This window comes from Pseudomonas sp. GW821-FHT09E04 (genome assembly GCF_059416185.1).
This window is the reverse complement of record NZ_JBWKOR010000004.1, coordinates 175314-192517: the sequence shown is the minus strand read 5'-3', so window position 1 is coordinate 192517 and position 17204 is coordinate 175314. Positions and strand designations below refer to the sequence as shown.

Below are 17204 nucleotides of genomic sequence, written 5' to 3'. Positions count from 1 at the left end.
AGCCGAAACCGATGTTATCCATGGGAAAAACGTCTCCGGATGACTATCTGTCATTGCCCCGAGGCGCTCGGGTGAGGGAAAATGCCCTCCTTTTTTCCGTTTCAATCTATTCAAACCCAGGAGATCAGCGATGCCTAGCCGTCGTGAGCGTGCCAACGCCATTCGTGCCCTCAGCATGGATGCCGTGCAAAAAGCCAACAGCGGCCATCCCGGTGCCCCTATGGGTATGGCAGATATCGCCGAAGTGCTTTGGCGCGACTACCTCAAGCACAACCCGAGCAATCCATCGTTCGCTGACCGTGACCGCTTCGTGCTGTCCAACGGCCACGGCTCGATGTTGATCTACTCGCTGCTGCACCTGACCGGTTACGACCTGTCGATCGACGACCTGAAACAGTTCCGTCAATTGCACAGCCGCACCCCGGGCCACCCGGAATTCGGTTACACCCCGGGCGTTGAAACCACCACCGGCCCGCTGGGTCAGGGTCTGGCCAACGCCGTGGGCTTCGCTCTGGCTGAAAAGGTACTGGGCGCGCAGTTCAACCGTCCTGGCCACAACATCGTCGACCACCACACCTACGTGTTCCTGGGTGATGGCTGCATGATGGAAGGCATTTCCCACGAAGTCGCTTCCCTGGCCGGTACGCTGGGCCTGGGCAAGCTGATCGCCTTCTACGATGACAACGGCATCTCCATCGACGGCGAAGTCGAAGGCTGGTTCACCGATGACACGCCGAAGCGTTTCGAAGCCTACAACTGGCAGGTGATCCGCAACGTCGACGGTCACGATCCGGAAGAGATCAAGACTGCCATCGACACCGCTCGCAAGAGCCCGCTGCCGACCCTGATCTGCTGCAAGACCACCATCGGTTTCGGTTCGCCGAACAAGCAAGGCAAGGAAGACTGCCACGGCGCCCCGCTGGGTGACGCGGAAATCGCCCTGACCCGTCAGGCGCTGAACTGGAACCACGGCCCGTTCGAAATCCCGGCCGACATCTACGCCGAGTGGGATGCCAAGGAAAAGGGCCGCGCCGTCGAGTCCGAGTGGGACCAGCGTTTCGCTGCCTACTCCGCCGCGTTCCCGACCGAAGCCAACGAACTGATCCGTCGTCTGAGCGGCGAGCTGCCGGCTGATTTCTCCGAGAAGGCTTCGGCCTACATCGCTGAAGTCGCGGCCAAGGGCGAAACCATCGCCAGCCGTAAAGCCAGCCAGAATGCCCTGAACGCGTTCGGCCCGCTGCTGCCGGAAGTGCTGGGCGGTTCGGCTGACCTGGCCGGTTCCAACCTGACTCTGTGGAAAGGCTGCAAAGGCGTCAGCGCCGAAGACGCCAGCGGCAACTACATGTACTACGGCGTGCGCGAATTCGGCATGACCGCGATCATGAACGGCGTTGCCCTGCACGGCGGCCTGGTGCCTTACGGCGCGACCTTCCTGATGTTCATGGAATACGCCCGCAACGCCGTGCGCATGTCCGCACTGATGAAGCAGCGCGTGATCCACGTCTACACCCACGACTCCATCGGTCTGGGCGAAGACGGCCCGACGCACCAGCCGATCGAGCAACTGACCAGCCTGCGCACCACGCCGAACCTCGACACCTGGCGTCCAGCCGATGCCGTTGAATCGGCAGTGGCCTGGAAAAACGCTCTGGAACGCAAAGACGGCCCGTCGGCGCTGATCTTCTCGCGTCAGAACCTGCAGCACCAAACCCGTGATGCCGGCCAGATCGCCGACATCAGCCGTGGTGGCTACGTGCTGAAGGACTGTGCAGGCGAGCCTGAGCTGATCCTGATCGCCACCGGTTCGGAAGTCGGCCTGGCTGTTCAGGCCTACGACAAACTGACCGAGCAGGGCCGCAAGGTGCGTGTTGTTTCGATGCCTTGCACCAGCCTGTTCGACGCTCAGGACGCCAGCTACAAGCAGTCGGTCCTGCCGTTGCAGGTTGGCGCGCGTATCGCGATCGAAGCGGCTCACGCCGACTTCTGGTTCAAGTACGTGGGTCTGGAAGGTCGCGTGATCGGCATGACCACCTACGGCGAATCGGCTCCGGCTCCGGCCCTGTTCGAAGAGTTCGGCTTCACCCTGGAAAACATCCTGGGTCAGGCTGAAGAGCTGCTGGAAGACTAAGCAGTACGAATGCGGTGGCCCTGGCCACCGCATTCCCCTGTAGGAGCTGCCGAAGGCTGCGTTCTTTTGATCTTAAAAACAGGATCAAAAGAACGCAGCCTTCGGCAGCTCCTGCATAGGGTTGTGTTGTTAGCGAATACTATCGAGAACCCCATGCCTCAACCGCGTCCCTACAAAGTTGCACTCAACGGCTACGGCCGGATTGGTCGTTGCGTCTTGCGTGCGTTGTTCGAGCGAGGCGAGAAGGCCGGGTTTGAAATTGTCGCGATCAACGATCTGGCCGACATGGCCAGCATCGAATACCTGACACGCTTCGACTCCACCCACGGCCGGTTTCCCGGTGAAGTGAAGGTCGACGGCGATTGTCTGCATATCAATGGCAACTGCGTGAAGGTCCTGCGCAGTGCCACCCCCGAAGGCATCGATTGGGCGTCCCTGGGCGTCGATCTGGTGCTCGAATGCTCCGGCGCCTACCACACCCGCGAAGACGGCCAGCGTTTCCTCGACGCCGGCGCGCCACGGGTGCTGTTCTCGCAGCCGATGGCCAGCGAGGCGGATGTCGACGCCACCATCGTCTACGGCGTCAATCAGGATTGCCTGACCGGTGACGAACTGCTGGTGTCCAACGCCTCCTGCACCACCAATTGCGGCGTGCCGCTGTTGCGTCTGCTGGATCAGGCAGTCGGCCTGGATTACGTGTCGATCACCACGATTCACTCGGCGATGAATGATCAGCCGGTGATCGACGCCTATCACCACGAAGACCTGCGCCGCACCCGTTCGGCGTTCCAGTCGGTGATCCCGGTGTCCACTGGTCTGGCGCGCGGTATCGAGCGTCTGCTGCCGGAACTTGCCGGGCGAATTCAGGCCAAAGCCGTACGCGTGCCGACGGTCAACGTGTCCTGCCTCGACATCACGATGCAGACCGCGAGCGACACCGACGCCGGCGAGGTCAACCGGATCCTGCGCGACGCCGCCACCAGCGGCCCGCTCAAAGGTCTGCTGGCCTACACCGAGCTTCCCCATGCTAGCTGTGATTTTAATCATGACCCACATTCGGCCATCGTCGATGCCAGTCAGACCCGCGTTTCCGGCCCTCGGCTGGTGAACATCCTGGCCTGGTTCGACAACGAATGGGGTTTTGCCAACCGAATGCTGGATGTTGCAGAACACTATCTGCAAACAGCGACTTCAAAAAAACCGTAGGAAGTGCGACCCATGACCGTGTTGAAGATGTCCGACCTCGATCTGCAAGGTAAGCGCGTATTGATCCGCGAAGACCTCAACGTCCCAGTCAAGGACGGTGTTGTCACCAGCGATGCGCGTATCCTGGCTTCGCTGCCGACCATCAAGCTGGCCCTGGAAAAAGGCGCGGCCGTGATGGTCTGCTCGCACCTGGGTCGTCCGACCGAAGGCGAATTCTCTGCCGAGAACAGCCTCAAGCCCGTCGCCGACTACCTGAGCAAGGCCCTGGGCCGCGACGTGCCGCTGGTGGCCGATTACCTGGGCGGCGTTGACGTCAAGGCCGGCGACATCGTGCTGTTCGAAAACGTGCGCTTCAACAAGGGCGAGAAAAAGAACGCCGACGAACTGGCCCAGCAATACGCCGCCCTGTGCGACGTGTTCGTGATGGACGCTTTCGGCACCGCTCACCGCGCCGAAGGCTCGACCCACGGCGTTGCCAAGTTCGCCAAAGTCGCCGCTGCCGGCCCGCTGCTGGCCGCTGAACTCGACGCGCTGGGCAAGGCTCTGGGCGCGCCGGCCAAGCCAATGGCTGCCATCGTTGCCGGTTCCAAGGTCTCGACCAAACTCGATGTGCTGAACAGCCTGAGCCAGATCTGCGATCAACTGATCGTCGGCGGCGGCATCGCCAACACCTTCCTTGCTGCGGCCGGTCACCCGGTCGGCAAGTCGCTGTACGAGCCGGACCTGCTGGACACCGCTCGCGCCATCGCCGCCAAGGTCAGCGTGCCGCTGCCGGTGGACGTCGTGGTTGCCAAGGAATTCGCCGAGAGCGCCGAAGCGACGGTAAAACTGATCGCTGACGTCGCTGCCGACGACATGATCCTCGACATCGGCCCGCAAACCGCCGCCAACTTCGCCGAACTGTTGAAGTCGTCGAAAACCATTCTGTGGAACGGCCCGGTCGGCGTGTTCGAATTCGACCAGTTCGGCAACGGCACCAAAGTGCTGGCCCAGGCCATCGCTGAAAGCGCAGCGTTCTCGATTGCCGGTGGTGGCGACACCCTGGCGGCCATCGATAAATATGGCGTGGCGGAAAAGATCTCCTACATTTCCACCGGCGGTGGCGCGTTCCTCGAATTCGTCGAAGGCAAGGTGCTGCCGGCCGTTGAAGTCCTGGAAAGCCGGGCCAAGGCCTGAGGCCGCCCGTTTGGCCAGGCAAAGGAGTGTTCAGATGGTCAAGTCGTTAGCGCTGTTGTTGCTGACCGGTACATTGGCAGCCTGCGGGAGTAACCCGAAGGCTGCGCCGGAACCGGCACCCGGCGAGGCACAGAAAGGCTGCTACCAGGCCGACTGGCAGGCCGAAACCAACCCGGTGCTGAACAAGCGCTCGGGTCCGGAAGGCCTGGACAAATACGAGACGCAAACCCCGGCCAAGGAACATGGTTGTCCTTGACCGGTCTGACTCTTTAACTCAGGGCCGGCGGCGTGTGCTGCCGGTCGAGGAACACGGATGAAAGGCTTGATCGCCGTTGCGGCATTGGGATTGTTGGGTGGTTGCGCGCAGTGGAACCCGTTTCAGTCGTCCGCCCCTGTGGATAACTGGACCACCTGGACCTGCGACAGTCAGGCCAAGGTGCTGTGGCGCTTCACCGATGCCGGCCAGAAGGCAGTCGATGTGCGGCTGGGTGGTGGCGATCAGGTCTATCGCCTGAAAGAAGAGCCGGGCGCCTCGGGCGCGCTGTACAGCGACGACATGCTGGCGTTTCACATCAAAGGTAATGAAGGCCTGGTCTACTGGGTCGCTACCAATGATTTGATCGGCCGGGGCTGCAAAGCCGAATAAAACAGAATTTGCTGCACCGAATCACCGGGCCGGGGCCGACCCCCGATCCGCAATCACTTGAATAGCCGCCGCCGCTCCGGCAGGCTGGCACGATTAACGACCCAAACCGGGAGAGACACACACAATGGCACTTATCAGCATGCGCCAGATGCTGGACCACGCAGCCGAATTCGGCTACGGCGTTCCAGCCTTCAACGTCAACAACCTTGAGCAGATGCGCGCCATCATGGAAGCCGCTGACAAGACTGACTCCCCGGTGATCGTTCAGGCTTCGGCCGGCGCTCGCAAATACGCCGGCGCGCCGTTCCTGCGTCACCTGATCCTGGCCGCGATCGAAGAATTCCCGCATATCCCGGTGTGCATGCACCAGGACCACGGCACCAGCCCTGACGTCTGCCAGCGCTCGATCCAGCTGGGCTTCAGCTCGGTAATGATGGACGGCTCCCTCGGCGAAGACGGCAAGACGCCGACCGACTACGAATACAACGTCCGTGTTACCCAACAAACCGTGGCCATGGCTCACGCCTGCGGCGTTTCGGTTGAAGGCGAGCTGGGCTGCCTGGGTTCGCTGGAAACCGGCATGGCCGGTGAAGAAGACGGCATCGGCGCCGAAGGCGTTCTGGATCACAGCCAGATGCTGACCGACCCGGAAGAAGCCGCTGACTTCGTCAAGAAGACTCAGGTCGACGCCCTGGCCATCGCCATCGGCACCAGCCACGGCGCCTACAAGTTCACCAAGCCGCCTACCGGCGACGTGCTGGCGATCGACCGCATCAAGGAAATCCACAAACGCATCCCGAACACCCACTTGGTGATGCACGGTTCCTCGTCGGTGCCACAAGAGTGGCTGGCGATCATCAACCAGTACGGCGGCGACATCAAAGAAACCTACGGCGTACCGGTTGAAGAAATCGTCGAAGGCATCAAGCACGGCGTGCGCAAGGTCAACATCGACACCGACCTGCGTCTAGCATCCACCGGCGCCATGCGTCGCCTGATGGCCACCAACCCGAGCGAATTCGACCCGCGTAAATTCTTCGGTGAAACCGTGAAGGCCATGCGCGATGTATGTATCGCTCGTTATGAAGCCTTCGGTACCGCTGGCAACGCTTCGAAGATCAAGCCGATCTCGCTGGAAAGCATGTATCAGCGTTATCTGAAGGGTGAGTTGAACGCCAAGGTCAATTGAGACTGGGTGTTTAGCTGATTGAATGAAAAAACCGCCGAGAGGCGGTTTTTTTTTTGAGCCGGAATTTCGCAGTGCTATTTGATACAAGCTTGGAGCTGAAATTTTTATCTGAATTTGCAAAGTTTGAGTAACGAACAATTGCGAATAGTTATAAAAGACTGTGAAATCTTACAGGTGTATATCCTGCGCGTGCTCGATAGATTGTAGGAGTGGCTGAGAGCCAAAATAAAATTAAGTAGGGGGGCTGAAATTGATCATTACTCAAATTTCACCGAATACACCATTGTCGCCTCCCGGCGTATTGATGATGGTCGCTTTCGACTTTAGTGCTTATCCCTTGCCAAGGATGAGAAGTGTAGCGCCTAAAATAACTCAGAATGCGGGGGCTGTTGGTCAGCAATACTTTCAAGTCGAGTATCTCTTGCCAGATTGCACTAGGGTTGGTGATGTGTTGGAGTTCTATTTGGTGGATGTCAACATTCCTTTTCCTGTCCTTGTTCTGACATATACACTCGATGATTATTCTATCTTCTGGTCTTTGCGGCGGCAGCAAGGAGTATTCATTAGAGGTGAAATAAGTGTGAATGTATTGCTCGCTCGTGGTATCACGCCGGGGACGTATGATTTAGAAGCCGTTCAATATGGTGGAGCAACTCCAACGCCACCTTCTCCGTTTCCACAGATTACGGTGCTTCCAATTCGAAATACTGCCGTGAGTTTTCTCAATACTTATGTGATCACCTGAGTGTACGAGAGCGGTAAAAATTGTACTTCGGGATTATGTATTCTAGGGCTCGCAGGAGACCCGTCGGAAGACGGGTCTATTTAGAGTTCCTTTGGTCGGGCAGTCGCGCCTAGCTCGGTTCGACGTGATCTAGCGCCTGGTTAACCGCCAGTTCCGCAACCATCACTACTTGAGCAATGCCCAGCGCGGTTTTGCGGTGGGATGTCGGGAGTATCGCGGCGAAGTTGTTGAGCATTTCGCTGGCGGAGCCGAGGGTTTCGCTGGCGTTGGCCAGCAGGGATTCGGTGTTGTAGGCGGGGTTGGCGAAGTACATGCGGTCGGGTTCGTTGACCGTGGCCATGATGCGGGCGCCGGGGCAGAGGTAGTGGTCGAGGGCGCGTTCGGCGGCTTCGTTGAGTTTTTTGGGGTCGAGGGAATCGTAGGGGGAGGCCAGATCGGTTTCTGGTGGGTTAGGCGTAGGTTTGAACATAAGCTGAAAACTCCTGTAAGGAGCTGCCGGTCCTTCCCTACTAAAAGAAGGGTGGCAGCTGTGCGCAGGTTAGTAGACCGGGGAGTATTCAGCATTGACCGGCGCGCCGAAGCGCCCTGCGCACAGCCACCATCACAGTCAGACTGGAATGTCTGATGGACAGCGCGTTGCACGTAGCTGAAAACACCACAGGCTACTAAACCCGATCACTGCGAATCAGTGATCCGAATCAAGTTACCGACGGCCCTCCAGGCGCACAAGCCGGCGGATTCTGGCGTACCGGTAGGCAGCGACGCAAGCCGTTGTAGGCTTCGGGACGTTACGCGGACTGCCTTTAAACAGAAGCCTTAAACGGTCGCGCCGCCGCTATTTATCGTGATCGATATCCAGCTTGCTGAACGTGACCTGCCCACCCTCGCTGGTGTAACCGGTGTTGTCCTGCACATACACGCCCGCCTTGAAGTACAACGGCTTGTTGCGCCACGTGGCGCTGATCTGCGAGTCCCACTGATACCCGGCCGCGCTGATACCCAGTGCACCTCCGGGGCTCAGGTGAATCAGGTAATTGAACTCGCGATCCAGTTTGATCCCGGTCGCCAAGGTAATCACCCGGCCTTCGTCATCATCCGGGTGCATCCGCACCTTGATCACCAGGTTGCCGGAGTCCAGTTTGGTCTTGTACTGATACTCGAGTTTCACCAGCGGCTTCTGGCTTTCATAGGCATGGATCTGGCCGATGACGATCTTGCCGGAACTGGGCACTTTATTGACCGAGAGGGTCGCGCGCAGCAGGTTGTCGGCGTCCGGGTAGTACCAGTTGCGCAATGTTCCGTTGCTGTAGGTTTCGCGCAGTTCGGTGCGCGGGTAGATGGCGTTTTCGGTTTTCGAGCCGGTCACCGGGGACCAGAAGAACAGGGTGCCGGTGTCGGAATGGAAGTACTGATCCTTGAAGCCGTTCACCAGTTTGGAGGTTTCGACGGTGTAGGGCGGGCTGCCAACGGGAACGCTGAGGTTCCAGGTTGCGAGGTCGATCATGTCGGTTCTTCCACTCTATTTTTCCTGCACGCGCGTGCCAGAAGCTCTAGCTCGCGGTTCTTGGGGGCGGCCTTTATAAGCGTAGAGGGATTTTTTGTTAACGGCCGTCTGGCGGATGATTGGCGTCAACATCCTGTCGAAATGCCATCTTTCCCGGTTTTCGGGGGCTCCAGCGATGACCGTTAGTCGGCTTCTTACCGGTTTGGTTAAATGATGGCCTGATGACAGCTACTGCTTTTTCGGATCCAGGACTAGAGTGAAGGCTCAGTAACTGTACGGTTTTCACGAGAAACCGGCCGCGTCCCGATTGGATGTCCCGACAAGAGAAGCAGCATGGAATGCGCGCAACCCACGCCAGGTGAAGGCAGCTCAGTCCTTTTGATCGTTGATGACTACCCTGAAAATCTGATCAGCATGCGCGCGTTGTTGCAGCGCCAGGACTGGCAGGTGATGACCGCGGCTTCCGGTTTCGAAGCCCTCAGCCTGTTGCTCGAACACGACATCGACCTGGTGCTGCTGGATGTGCAGATGCCGGGCATGGACGGTTTCGAGGTCGCGCGTCTGATGCGTGGCAGCCAGCGAACGCGGCTGACGCCAATCATTTTCCTCACCGCCAACGAGCAGTCCCAGGACGCCGTGATCAAGGGCTATGCCAGTGGCGCGGTGGATTACCTGTTCAAACCCTTCGATCCACAGATTCTCAAACCGAAAGTCCAGGCGTTGCTGGAGCACCAGCGCAATCGCCGGGCGTTGCAGCGCTTGAGTCAGGATCTGGAGTCGGCGCGGGCCTTCAATGCGTCGGTGCTGGATAACGCGGCCGAAGGGATTCTGGTGCTGGCCGAGGATGGTTTGATCCGCTTCGCCAACCCGGCGATTTCGCGGTTGCTGAATGCCCCGGTGAAGGAGTTGGAGGGGCAGGAGTTTCTCGATTACTTGCAGAAACCGCACATTCCGCTGTGGGCCGATTCCGAGTTTTATGCCAGTTACAAACGTGGCGAGACGCTGCGATTACACGATGCGTTGCTGCGTACCGCACCGGGTCAGCAGGTGCCGGTGGCACTCTCCTGCGCGCCGTTGCCGAGCGAGCAACACGCGATGGTGGTGACGGTGCTGGACATGTCGGTGGTGCGCCATCTGCATCAGCAGTTGGAATTTCAGGCAGTCACCGATCCGTTGACCGGACTGCTTAATCGTCGCGGTTTCTACCAGACGGTTGAGAACCTGCTGCTGCGCGGCGAGCGCACGGACAGCAGTTGGGTGTTGATGTACCTCGATCTCGATGGCTTCAAACGGGTCAATGACTCCCTCGGCCATGATGCCGGGGATCGGGTGCTGCGCTGGGTCTCCGAGCAACTGAAAGCCTGCCTGCGACCGTTCGACATTCTGGCGCGGATGGGCGGTGACGAGTTCACCGCGCTGCTGGATCTGGAATTCCCCGAACAGGCAGCAAAGATCGCCGAGAAGCTCATCGAACGAGTGTCGATCTGTCAGCAGATCGAAGGCATGGACATCGCCCTCGGCGCCAGCATCGGCATCGCGACGTACCCGGATTGCGGCAACAACCTCGACGGTTTGATGCGCGCCTCGGACATTGCCATGTACGAAGCCAAGCGCGCCGGGCGTCAGCAATATCGCTTCTACGATCATGAAATGAACGGCCGCGCGCGCTCACGGCTGATGCTGGAAGAGAGCGTGCGCAACGCCATCGAGAACCGTGATTTCAATCTGGTGTATCAACCGCAGGTGGCGATCGGTGACGGCAGGATTCGCGGTTTCGAGGCGTTGCTGCGCTGGCAGCATCCGAGCGTCGGCGACGTGCCGCCGGGGTTGTTCCTGCCGTTGCTGGAGGAGGCGACGCTGATCAGCCGGCTCGGCAGCTGGATCTATCATCGCGGCGCCGGGCAGCGTAAGGCCTGGGAGTCCGAGTTTTCCAAGGATCTGGTGCTCGGCGTGAGCCTGAGCAATACCCAGTTCGGGCTGCCGAATCTGGTGACCGAATTGCGTCAGGTGCTGGAGCGCCATGGTTTGCAGCCGCATCAGATGGAAGTGGAAGTCACCGAGGAGGCGCTGACGGTCAATCCCGATGAAACGCGCAAACAGCTGCGGTTGCTGCGCAATCTCGGGGTACGGGTGGCGCTGGATGATTTCGGTTCCGGGTCCTGTTCGTTGTCGCATCTGCGCGACCTGGAACTGGATACCCTCAAACTCGATCGCCACCTGATCGCCCGATTGCCGGACTCGTCCCGGGACGCTTCGCTGGTGCGCAGCGTCATCGAGCTGTGCAAGGAATACGGCTTGCTGGTGATTGCCGAAGGCGTGGAAACCGTCGAGCAATACCAATGGCTGCAAGCCCATGGTTGCGAGTACGTGCAAGGGTTCCTGGTGGCGCGGCCGTTGGTCGCCGAGGACGCCACGCGCTTTGCCGAGCCGTTCGACTGGAGCGCGTTGGCCAGTTGAATTCGTTACACTGGTGGCCTTTTCATGACCCGTGCCGCCCCATGACTGCGTTGAAATACCTCCAGGCCTATCCCGCGCAATTGCAGGATCAGGTGCGCCAATTGATTGCCGAAGATCGCCTCGGTGATTACCTGAGCCAACGCTATCCGGGCCGCCACGATGTGCAGAGCGACAAGGCGTTGTACGGCTACGCGTTGGACTTGAAACAGGAATTCCTGCGCAACGCCCCGGCCATCGACAAGGTGCTGTTCGACAACCGCCTCGACCTGACCCACCGCGCCCTCGGTCTGCACACCACGGTCTCTCGAGTGCAGGGCGGCAAGCTCAAGGCCAAGAAAGAGATTCGCATCGCCTCGCTGTTCAAGGAGGCCGCGCCGGAGTTTCTGAAGATGATCGTGGTGCACGAGCTGGCGCACTTCAAGGAATCGGATCACAACAAGGCGTTCTACAAATTGTGTGATCACATGCTGCCGGGCTATCACCAGATCGAGTTCGACCTGCGGGTCTATCTGACCTGGCGAGACATGCAATAAAAAATCAAACAGCGGAGTGCATGCATGGACGTGAGCAAGACCAAGAGCAGTTTCTACCGGCGCTTGTACGTGGCGTACCTGATCGACAGCGGCCTGGCCTGCAGCGTGCCGGCGCTGACCGAGGTCACCGGCATGCCCCGGCGCACGGCGCAGGACACCATCGCGGCGCTGGCGGATCTGGATATCGTCTGCGAGTTCGAACAGGAAGAGGGCGCGCGCAATCATGCGGGGCGCTATCGGATTCGCGAGTGGGGGGCGATTGATCGGGGGTGGATTGAGCGGAATTTGCGGCAGATAAAAGCGGTTTTGGAATATCCCTGAGTTGGGTGTTCGTCTTTAGGTCGCTGCCCTCACCCCAGCCCTCTCCCGGAGGGAGAGGGAGCTGACCGAGGTGTATTGCGCTATACATCGACCTGAAAAAACGAGTCGATTATGGATTCAACCGCGATTGCTCACGTCGGCGTATCTCCTGAATATTCCCCAATCAGTTCCCTCTCCCTCGGGGCGGTCCGACGTTTCGGGAGGGTTAGGGTGAGGGGGCGATCTTCAGCCTAGCGATAGCTCAAGACCGCCGCATACCAATATGCGGAATGTCATCCTCCAGATATTCCTCACCCGCCACCACAAACCCGTACCGCCCGTAATAGCCCTGCAAATGCGCCTGCGCCGACAGATAGATCGGTACTTCTGGCCAGCGCTTCTCGGCCTGTTTCAGCGCCTGCTCCATCATTTCATGCCCCAGCCCTTTGCCGCGCCCGGCCGGCGCGGTCAGTACGCGGCCGATCACCACGTCGCCGCCCTGGGATTCCGGGTCCAGCAGGCGCAGGTACGCCACCAGTTGATCACCGTCCCAGCCCATCAGGTGGCAGGTATCGCCATCCAGATCCTGACCGTCCGGGTCCAGGTAGGCGCAGCGCTGTTCGACCACGAACACTTCCGAGCGCAATTTCAAAATGGCGTACAGCTGCTCCAGTCCCAGATCGCTGTGATGTTTGCAGACCCACTCGATTGTCATCTTCCGATTCCTTGAACAACGTCGCCCGATACTAAGCGCACCGTCGAAATATGTCTGTATGGCGCAATAATCTGTGACGAAGGCCAAAATGCCATCATTCCTTTCTCGCGCCGCCGACTTCTTTGTGTAATCTGCAGAGAAGCGCTGTGCAACGGCTTCAATGAGCTAATGTTAGGGCCTGGGATTCGCCGGTACGGGGCCTTGGGGTTTTGACTGAAAACACGCCGGGCGGCCCGCCCGCTAAGGATTTTCAAGCATGCCGCGATTGCATCGAGCGTTTGCTTTGATCGGATTGCTGTTGCTGGGTCAAAGCGCTGCAGCGGAGAAATTGCGTCTGGTCTTCGACGTCTGGCCGCCGTTTACCGATGACACGCTGGTCAATGGTGGGCTGGCCACGGACATTGTCAGCACGGCCCTGGCCCGGGCCGGCTATGCCAGCGATTACGAACAGGTGCCGTGGGCGCGGGCGCTGCTCGGGGTTGGCGAGGGGCGTTACGACGTGCTGGTCAACGCCTGGTACAACGACGAGCGCACGAAGCTGGGGCAGTTTTCCGACGAATACCTGCTCAACCGTGTGCGTTTTCTCAAGCGCAAAGACACGCCCATCGAATACAACAACTTGCAGGAACTGCACACCTATCCGATTGCGGTGGTGCGCGGCTACGCCTATTCCGCGCCGTTCGATGCCGATACCGCGTTGCAGAAAGTCCCTGTACATAACTTCGCGATGGCTGTGCGCATGCTGGCAGCGGATCGGGTCAAGCTGACCCTGGAAGACGAATTCGTCGCCCGCTATTACCTGGCCCGTGAATCACCGAAAGTGCGCAACGCCGTGGAGTTCCTGCCCAAGCCGCTGAGCGAGAACAGTCTGCACATTCTGGTCAGCCTGAAAAACCCGGAGCACGAACAGATCGTGGCCGGGTTCGACAAGGCGATTGCGGCGATGAAGGCGGATGGCAGCTATGACAAGTTGCTCAGGCAACATGGCATGTGAGGCGGCTCAAGCCTCGCCGGTGTCCTTGATCAGATGCGCCGCCAGCGTCCGCAAAGGGCCGAGCTGGCGGCAGATCAGCGCCAGTTGCGTCTGCACCAGTCGCTGGCCTTCGTCGATCTCGTCCGCCATCTGCTCAAGCTCATTGGCCAGCGCCTCTTCCTCATCGCTCTGAATCGCAATCGGCTGTTTGCTCGCCAGGCCCTGGGCGATCTCGTCGATGCTGCTGGCCAGTTTCACCCCGGCGCCATCGATCAGATGCTCACGCACCTCGGCCGGCAGCTGGGTTTCCCGGTGTGCGCCAAGGCCTGACAGATAGCTGAGCAGCGTGTGCGACAGCACCAGGAAACGGAAGCCAACGTCGGCTTCCTTCCGGAAATGCCCCGGCTCCATCAGCATGTTTGCCAGCGTGGTCGACAGCGCCGCGTCGGCGTTGTGCGCGTTGCGACGGGCCAGGCGGTAAGCGAGGTCGTCGCTCTTGCCGGCGGCGTATTGCTGCATGATCTGGCGCAGGTAGATGCTGTTGCAGGTCAGGGTGTTGGCCAGCACTTTGTTCAGGCGCCGACCCTGCCAGTCCGGCAGGAACAGGATCACCGTCAGGCCTGCGATCAGGCTGCCGAGCAAGGTATCGAACAGGCGCGGCACAAACAGCCCGTAACCGTCACCGACCTGGTTGAAGCAGAACAGCACCATGATCGTGATCGCGGCGGTCGCCACGGTGTAGCGAGTGGTGCGGTTGGTAAAGAACACCACACCGGCGGCGATGGCGAAGCACGACTGCACCAGCGGGCTCGGGAACAGATCGAACAGCGCCCAGGCGATGGTCAGGCCGATGGCGGTGCCGAGAATCCGCTGGCCGAGTTTGCGTCGGGTGGCGCCGTAGTTCGGCTGGCAGACGAACAGCGTGGTGAGGATGATCCAGTAGCCTTGCGACGGGTGAATCAGATGCACCATGCCGTAACCGATACTCAACGCCAGCGGTAGGCGCAGGGCGTGGCGGAACAGCAATGACGTCGGCGTCAGTTGGGTGCGCAGGCGAACCAGTACGTCCTTGAAGTTACGCGGCGAGCGGTCGAGCAGGCTGCTGTCGGTGGCATCGGCCAGCGCATCCGGATTGCTCGCGTCGCTGAGCAGACGGTCGAGGGTGCCGAGGTTGGCCGCCAGTGCCCGCAGCGAGCGCAACAGTCCACGCCAGGCCGGGTTGCTCTGGATACGCAGATGCTCGAGGGAGGCGTGCAGGTCGCTCAGGGCTTCGGCGAATGTCGCGTCGTAGATGAACGGCTGGCGCATCTGGATCGATTCGGCCAGCGCCCGGCACGCCTTGCCTTGCTGGCGCAGCAGACGCTGGCAGCGGAACAGCACGTCGCTGTGGAAAAACGCTTCGGCCAGCGCGTTGTAGGGATAGTGCGAAGAACTGGCGCGTTCGTGAATGTCCTGGGCAAGAAAATACAGCTTCAGGTAACGGCTGACCTTCGAGCCGGGACGACCGTTGCCGACCCGATGCAGGATGATTTCCTTGGCGCTGTTCAGTGCCGCAACGACGCGGCCGTTTTGTTGAGCCAGTTCCAGCCGCCGCGCTTCGACATCCATCTGACGGATCGGCTCGAACAGCGAGGATTTCAGCTTCAGGTAATAACCCAGTTCACGGAACAGCCGCGCCAGACTCTGCTGCACCGGCTGGTTGGAAAACATCGCCTGCCACAGCACCGACAGCAAGCCGTACCACGCGGCGCCGGCCACCAGCAGCATCGGCTCGTGCCAGAAATCTGTGACTGCGCCGCCGCGCTGGTCGACGCCGATCATGGTGTAGACGGAAAGAATCAGGGTCGCCGAAGCGATCGCGCCATATCGCTCACCGAGCGCCCCGAGCATGGTCAGGCCGAAACTGGCCAGTGCCAGAGCGATGACGAACACGATGGGGTAGGGGAACAGCAATTCCACCGACAGCGCCGCGACGCTGAAACACACCAGCGTCACCGCCAGTGCGTTGAGGCGGCCCTGCCAACTGTCGTCGGTCTCGGCCAGGGCGCTGGCGATGATCCCGAGGAACAGCGGGATCAGCAGCCCCATTTCATCCTGATACCAGCACAGCGCCATGCTGCCGGTCAGGGCGATGAACACCCGCACGCTGTAGCTGAATTTATCCAGCGCCCACAGGCGCCGCAAAGACTGACGAAACGAGGTCGAGGACATGAAGTGCGAAGGCCTTCCGAGGCGATGCCGCTAAATTGAGCCAGTAATGACGCCGACGCAATGGCGCCGATCACATCTGACAGCAAAAAGTGTTCCGCCCGGCCTTCGAATCAGACGTATTGCGCCGCCGCGTAACCCGATGCCCAGGCCCACTGGAAGTTGAATCCGCCCAGATGCCCGGTGACATCCAGCACTTCGCCAACAAAATAGAGGCCCGGGCTTTTCAGCGATTCCATGGTCTTGGACGAGACTTCGCGGGTGTCGACGCCACCGAGGGTGACTTCGGCGGTGCGGTAGCCTTCGGTGCCGGCCGGGACGACTTTCCAGCTGCCGAGCTTCTCGGCGATGTCCGCGAGTTCGGCGTGGGTGTACTGCTTCATCGGTTTGGAGACGAACCAGTTGTCCGCCAGCAGGTTGGCCATCTTCTTGGTGAAGACTTCACCGAGCAGGGTTTTCAGTTCGCTGTTCGGGCGTTCGGCGGTTTGCTGTTGCAGCCAGCTCGCCGCGTCGTGATCGGGCAGCAGGTTGATCTCGACCGTGTCGCCCGGCTCCCAGAAGGAGGAAATCTGCAGAATCGCCGGGCCGCTGAGGCCGCGGTGAGTGAACAGGATGTTCTCGCGAAAGCTCTGGTCGTTGCAGCTGACCAGGCAATCCACCGAGGTGCCGGATAGTTCGGTGCACAGATCCTTGAGCTGATCGGTGATGGTGAACGGCACCAGACCGGCGCGGGTCGGTAGCAGGTCGTGGCCGAATTGCTTGGCGACCTGATAACCGAAACCGGTGGCACCCAACGTCGGGATCGACAGGCCGCCGGTGGCGATCACCAGCGACTGGCACTGGATCTGGCCGAGGGTGGTGTCGAGCAGGTAACCGCCCTCGACTTTCTCGATGGTCTGGATCGAGGTGTCCAGGTGCAGGTTGACGCCGACCTGATCGCACTCGTCCAGCAGCATGCCGAGGATGTCGCTGGATTTGTTATCGCAGAACAACTGGCCGAGCTTTTTCTCGTGATACGGCACGCCGTGTTTGGCGACCATGCCGATGAAATCCCACTGGGTGTAGCGGGCCAGCGCGGATTTGCAGAAGTGCGAATTCTGCGAGAGGAAATTGCTCGGCTCGGTGTACATGTTGGTGAAGTTGCAGCGCCCACCGCCGGACATCAGGATTTTCTTGCCGGCCTTGTTCGCGTGGTCGAGCAGCAGCACCTGACGCCCGCGCCCGGCGGCGGTCAGTGCACACATCAACCCTGCGGCGCCAGCGCCAATGATCACGACTTCGGTAGAGCGCAAAACGGTGTCCTCTTACAGATCGTTCCCACGCTCTGCGTGGGAATGCATCCTGTGACGCTCCGCGTCACGATTCAAAAGCGGACGCAGAGCGTCCATGGCGGCATTCCCACGCAGAGCGTGGGAACGATCAGT

Annotated in this window: 16 protein-coding genes; 11 read left to right on the top strand and 5 right to left on the bottom strand. The window is 60.0% G+C overall.

Annotated features, from left to right (window positions below; translation table 11 throughout):
- Positions 1 to 130: 130 nt before the first annotated feature.
- The 7 genes from tkt to AC07N4_RS15835 all read left to right on the top strand — a co-directional run bounded on the left by tkt (position 131) and on the right by AC07N4_RS15835 (position 7090).
- A complete protein-coding gene (gene tkt / locus AC07N4_RS15865; RefSeq protein WP_493065705.1) occupies positions 131 to 2128 on the top strand; it encodes a transketolase in 1998 nt (665 codons plus the stop codon).
- 153 nt (positions 2129 to 2281) lie between these two features.
- Positions 2282 to 3334 (top strand): erythrose-4-phosphate dehydrogenase, encoded by a 1053-nt coding sequence (epd, locus tag AC07N4_RS15860; protein ID WP_096817715.1) that lies wholly within the window; start codon positions 2282 to 2284, stop codon positions 3332 to 3334.
- A gap of 12 nt (positions 3335 to 3346) precedes the next feature.
- On the top strand, positions 3347 to 4510 hold the full coding sequence (locus AC07N4_RS15855) for a phosphoglycerate kinase (RefSeq protein ID WP_493065706.1): 1164 nt from the start codon (positions 3347 to 3349) through the stop codon (positions 4508 to 4510).
- 34 nt (positions 4511 to 4544) lie between these two features.
- Entirely contained in the window at positions 4545 to 4766 is a 222-nt protein-coding gene (locus AC07N4_RS15850) for a hypothetical protein (RefSeq protein WP_085688661.1), read from the top strand.
- Between the two features lie 57 nt (positions 4767 to 4823).
- On the top strand, positions 4824 to 5156 hold the full coding sequence (locus AC07N4_RS15845; RefSeq protein ID WP_096817719.1) for an MliC family protein: 333 nt from the start codon (positions 4824 to 4826) through the stop codon (positions 5154 to 5156).
- A gap of 124 nt (positions 5157 to 5280) precedes the next feature.
- On the top strand, positions 5281 to 6345 hold the full coding sequence (gene fba, locus AC07N4_RS15840; RefSeq protein ID WP_007959708.1) for a class II fructose-bisphosphate aldolase: 1065 nt from the start codon (positions 5281 to 5283) through the stop codon (positions 6343 to 6345).
- A 250-nt stretch (positions 6346 to 6595) separates the two neighbouring features.
- Positions 6596 to 7090, top strand: coding sequence for a hypothetical protein (locus AC07N4_RS15835; RefSeq protein WP_493065707.1), 495 nt, complete (start codon positions 6596 to 6598; stop codon positions 7088 to 7090).
- Between the two features lie 109 nt (positions 7091 to 7199).
- Here AC07N4_RS15835 and AC07N4_RS15830 read toward each other — a convergent pair whose 3' ends face one another.
- Positions 7200 to 7559 carry a DUF6124 family protein gene (locus AC07N4_RS15830; protein WP_493065708.1) on the bottom strand — a complete coding sequence of 120 codons (360 nt, stop codon included), beginning with the start codon at positions 7557 to 7559 and terminating at the stop codon, positions 7200 to 7202.
- A 366-nt stretch (positions 7560 to 7925) separates the two neighbouring features.
- On the bottom strand, positions 7926 to 8594 hold the full coding sequence (locus tag AC07N4_RS15825; protein ID WP_096817722.1) for a polysaccharide lyase family 7 protein: 669 nt from the start codon (positions 8592 to 8594) through the stop codon (positions 7926 to 7928).
- A 333-nt stretch (positions 8595 to 8927) separates the two neighbouring features.
- On the opposite strand from AC07N4_RS15825, the gene AC07N4_RS15820 reads away from it, so the two are divergent.
- The 3 genes from AC07N4_RS15820 to AC07N4_RS15810 are packed head-to-tail and all read left to right on the top strand — an operon-like array spanning position 8928 to position 11905.
- Positions 8928 to 11051 (top strand): putative bifunctional diguanylate cyclase/phosphodiesterase, encoded by a 2124-nt coding sequence (locus AC07N4_RS15820; protein WP_096817724.1) that lies wholly within the window; start codon positions 8928 to 8930, stop codon positions 11049 to 11051.
- Positions 11052 to 11092: 41 nt separating this feature from the next.
- Positions 11093 to 11584 carry a YgjP-like metallopeptidase domain-containing protein gene (locus AC07N4_RS15815; RefSeq protein WP_493065709.1) on the top strand — a complete coding sequence of 164 codons (492 nt, stop codon included), beginning with the start codon at positions 11093 to 11095 and terminating at the stop codon, positions 11582 to 11584.
- A gap of 24 nt (positions 11585 to 11608) precedes the next feature.
- The gene (locus AC07N4_RS15810) at positions 11609 to 11905 is read left to right on the top strand and encodes a winged helix-turn-helix domain-containing protein (protein WP_095964160.1); all 297 of its coding nucleotides are present in this window, start codon (positions 11609 to 11611) and stop codon (positions 11903 to 11905) included.
- Positions 11906 to 12146: 241 nt separating this feature from the next.
- Here the strand turns inward: AC07N4_RS15810 and AC07N4_RS15805 are convergent, their stop codons facing one another.
- Positions 12147 to 12599 (bottom strand): GNAT family N-acetyltransferase, encoded by a 453-nt coding sequence (locus tag AC07N4_RS15805; protein WP_011336314.1) that lies wholly within the window; start codon positions 12597 to 12599, stop codon positions 12147 to 12149.
- Positions 12600 to 12855: 256 nt separating this feature from the next.
- Here AC07N4_RS15805 and AC07N4_RS15800 point away from each other — a divergent pair, with 256 nt between their 5' ends.
- The gene (locus AC07N4_RS15800) at positions 12856 to 13593 is read left to right on the top strand and encodes a substrate-binding periplasmic protein (protein ID WP_096817728.1); all 738 of its coding nucleotides are present in this window, start codon (positions 12856 to 12858) and stop codon (positions 13591 to 13593) included.
- Positions 13594 to 13599: 6 nt separating this feature from the next.
- Here the strand turns inward: AC07N4_RS15800 and yccS are convergent, their stop codons facing one another.
- Together yccS and AC07N4_RS15790 are read right to left on the bottom strand one after the other, a co-directional pair.
- Positions 13600 to 15783, bottom strand: a complete 2184-nt coding sequence (gene yccS, locus AC07N4_RS15795; protein WP_096817731.1) for a YccS family putative transporter — start codon at positions 15781 to 15783, stop codon at positions 13600 to 13602.
- A 110-nt stretch (positions 15784 to 15893) separates the two neighbouring features.
- Complete coding sequence (locus AC07N4_RS15790; protein ID WP_493065710.1) at positions 15894 to 17072, bottom strand: BaiN/RdsA family NAD(P)/FAD-dependent oxidoreductase; 1179 nt, start codon at positions 17070 to 17072, stop codon at positions 15894 to 15896.
- Between the last annotated feature and the right edge of the window lie 132 nt (positions 17073 to 17204).

Coding starts and splice junctions, on each gene's coding strand:
- yccS (WP_096817731.1), bottom strand. CDS start 15,783: ATGTCCTCGACCTCGTTTCGTCAGTCTTTGCGGCGCCTGTGGGCGCTG.
- AC07N4_RS15820 (WP_096817724.1), top strand. CDS start 8,928: ATGGAATGCGCGCAACCCACGCCAGGTGAAGGCAGCTCAGTCCTTTTG.
- AC07N4_RS15850 (WP_085688661.1), top strand. CDS start 4,545: ATGGTCAAGTCGTTAGCGCTGTTGTTGCTGACCGGTACATTGGCAGCC.
- AC07N4_RS15815 (WP_493065709.1), top strand. CDS start 11,093: ATGACTGCGTTGAAATACCTCCAGGCCTATCCCGCGCAATTGCAGGAT.
- AC07N4_RS15800 (WP_096817728.1), top strand. CDS start 12,856: ATGCCGCGATTGCATCGAGCGTTTGCTTTGATCGGATTGCTGTTGCTG.
- AC07N4_RS15845 (WP_096817719.1), top strand. CDS start 4,824: ATGAAAGGCTTGATCGCCGTTGCGGCATTGGGATTGTTGGGTGGTTGC.
- AC07N4_RS15825 (WP_096817722.1), bottom strand. CDS start 8,594: ATGATCGACCTCGCAACCTGGAACCTCAGCGTTCCCGTTGGCAGCCCG.
- AC07N4_RS15810 (WP_095964160.1), top strand. CDS start 11,609: ATGGACGTGAGCAAGACCAAGAGCAGTTTCTACCGGCGCTTGTACGTG.
- fba (WP_007959708.1), top strand. CDS start 5,281: ATGGCACTTATCAGCATGCGCCAGATGCTGGACCACGCAGCCGAATTC.
- AC07N4_RS15830 (WP_493065708.1), bottom strand. CDS start 7,559: ATGTTCAAACCTACGCCTAACCCACCAGAAACCGATCTGGCCTCCCCC.
- AC07N4_RS15805 (WP_011336314.1), bottom strand. CDS start 12,599: ATGACAATCGAGTGGGTCTGCAAACATCACAGCGATCTGGGACTGGAG.
- tkt (WP_493065705.1), top strand. CDS start 131: ATGCCTAGCCGTCGTGAGCGTGCCAACGCCATTCGTGCCCTCAGCATG.
- epd (WP_096817715.1), top strand. CDS start 2,282: ATGCCTCAACCGCGTCCCTACAAAGTTGCACTCAACGGCTACGGCCGG.
- AC07N4_RS15855 (WP_493065706.1), top strand. CDS start 3,347: ATGACCGTGTTGAAGATGTCCGACCTCGATCTGCAAGGTAAGCGCGTA.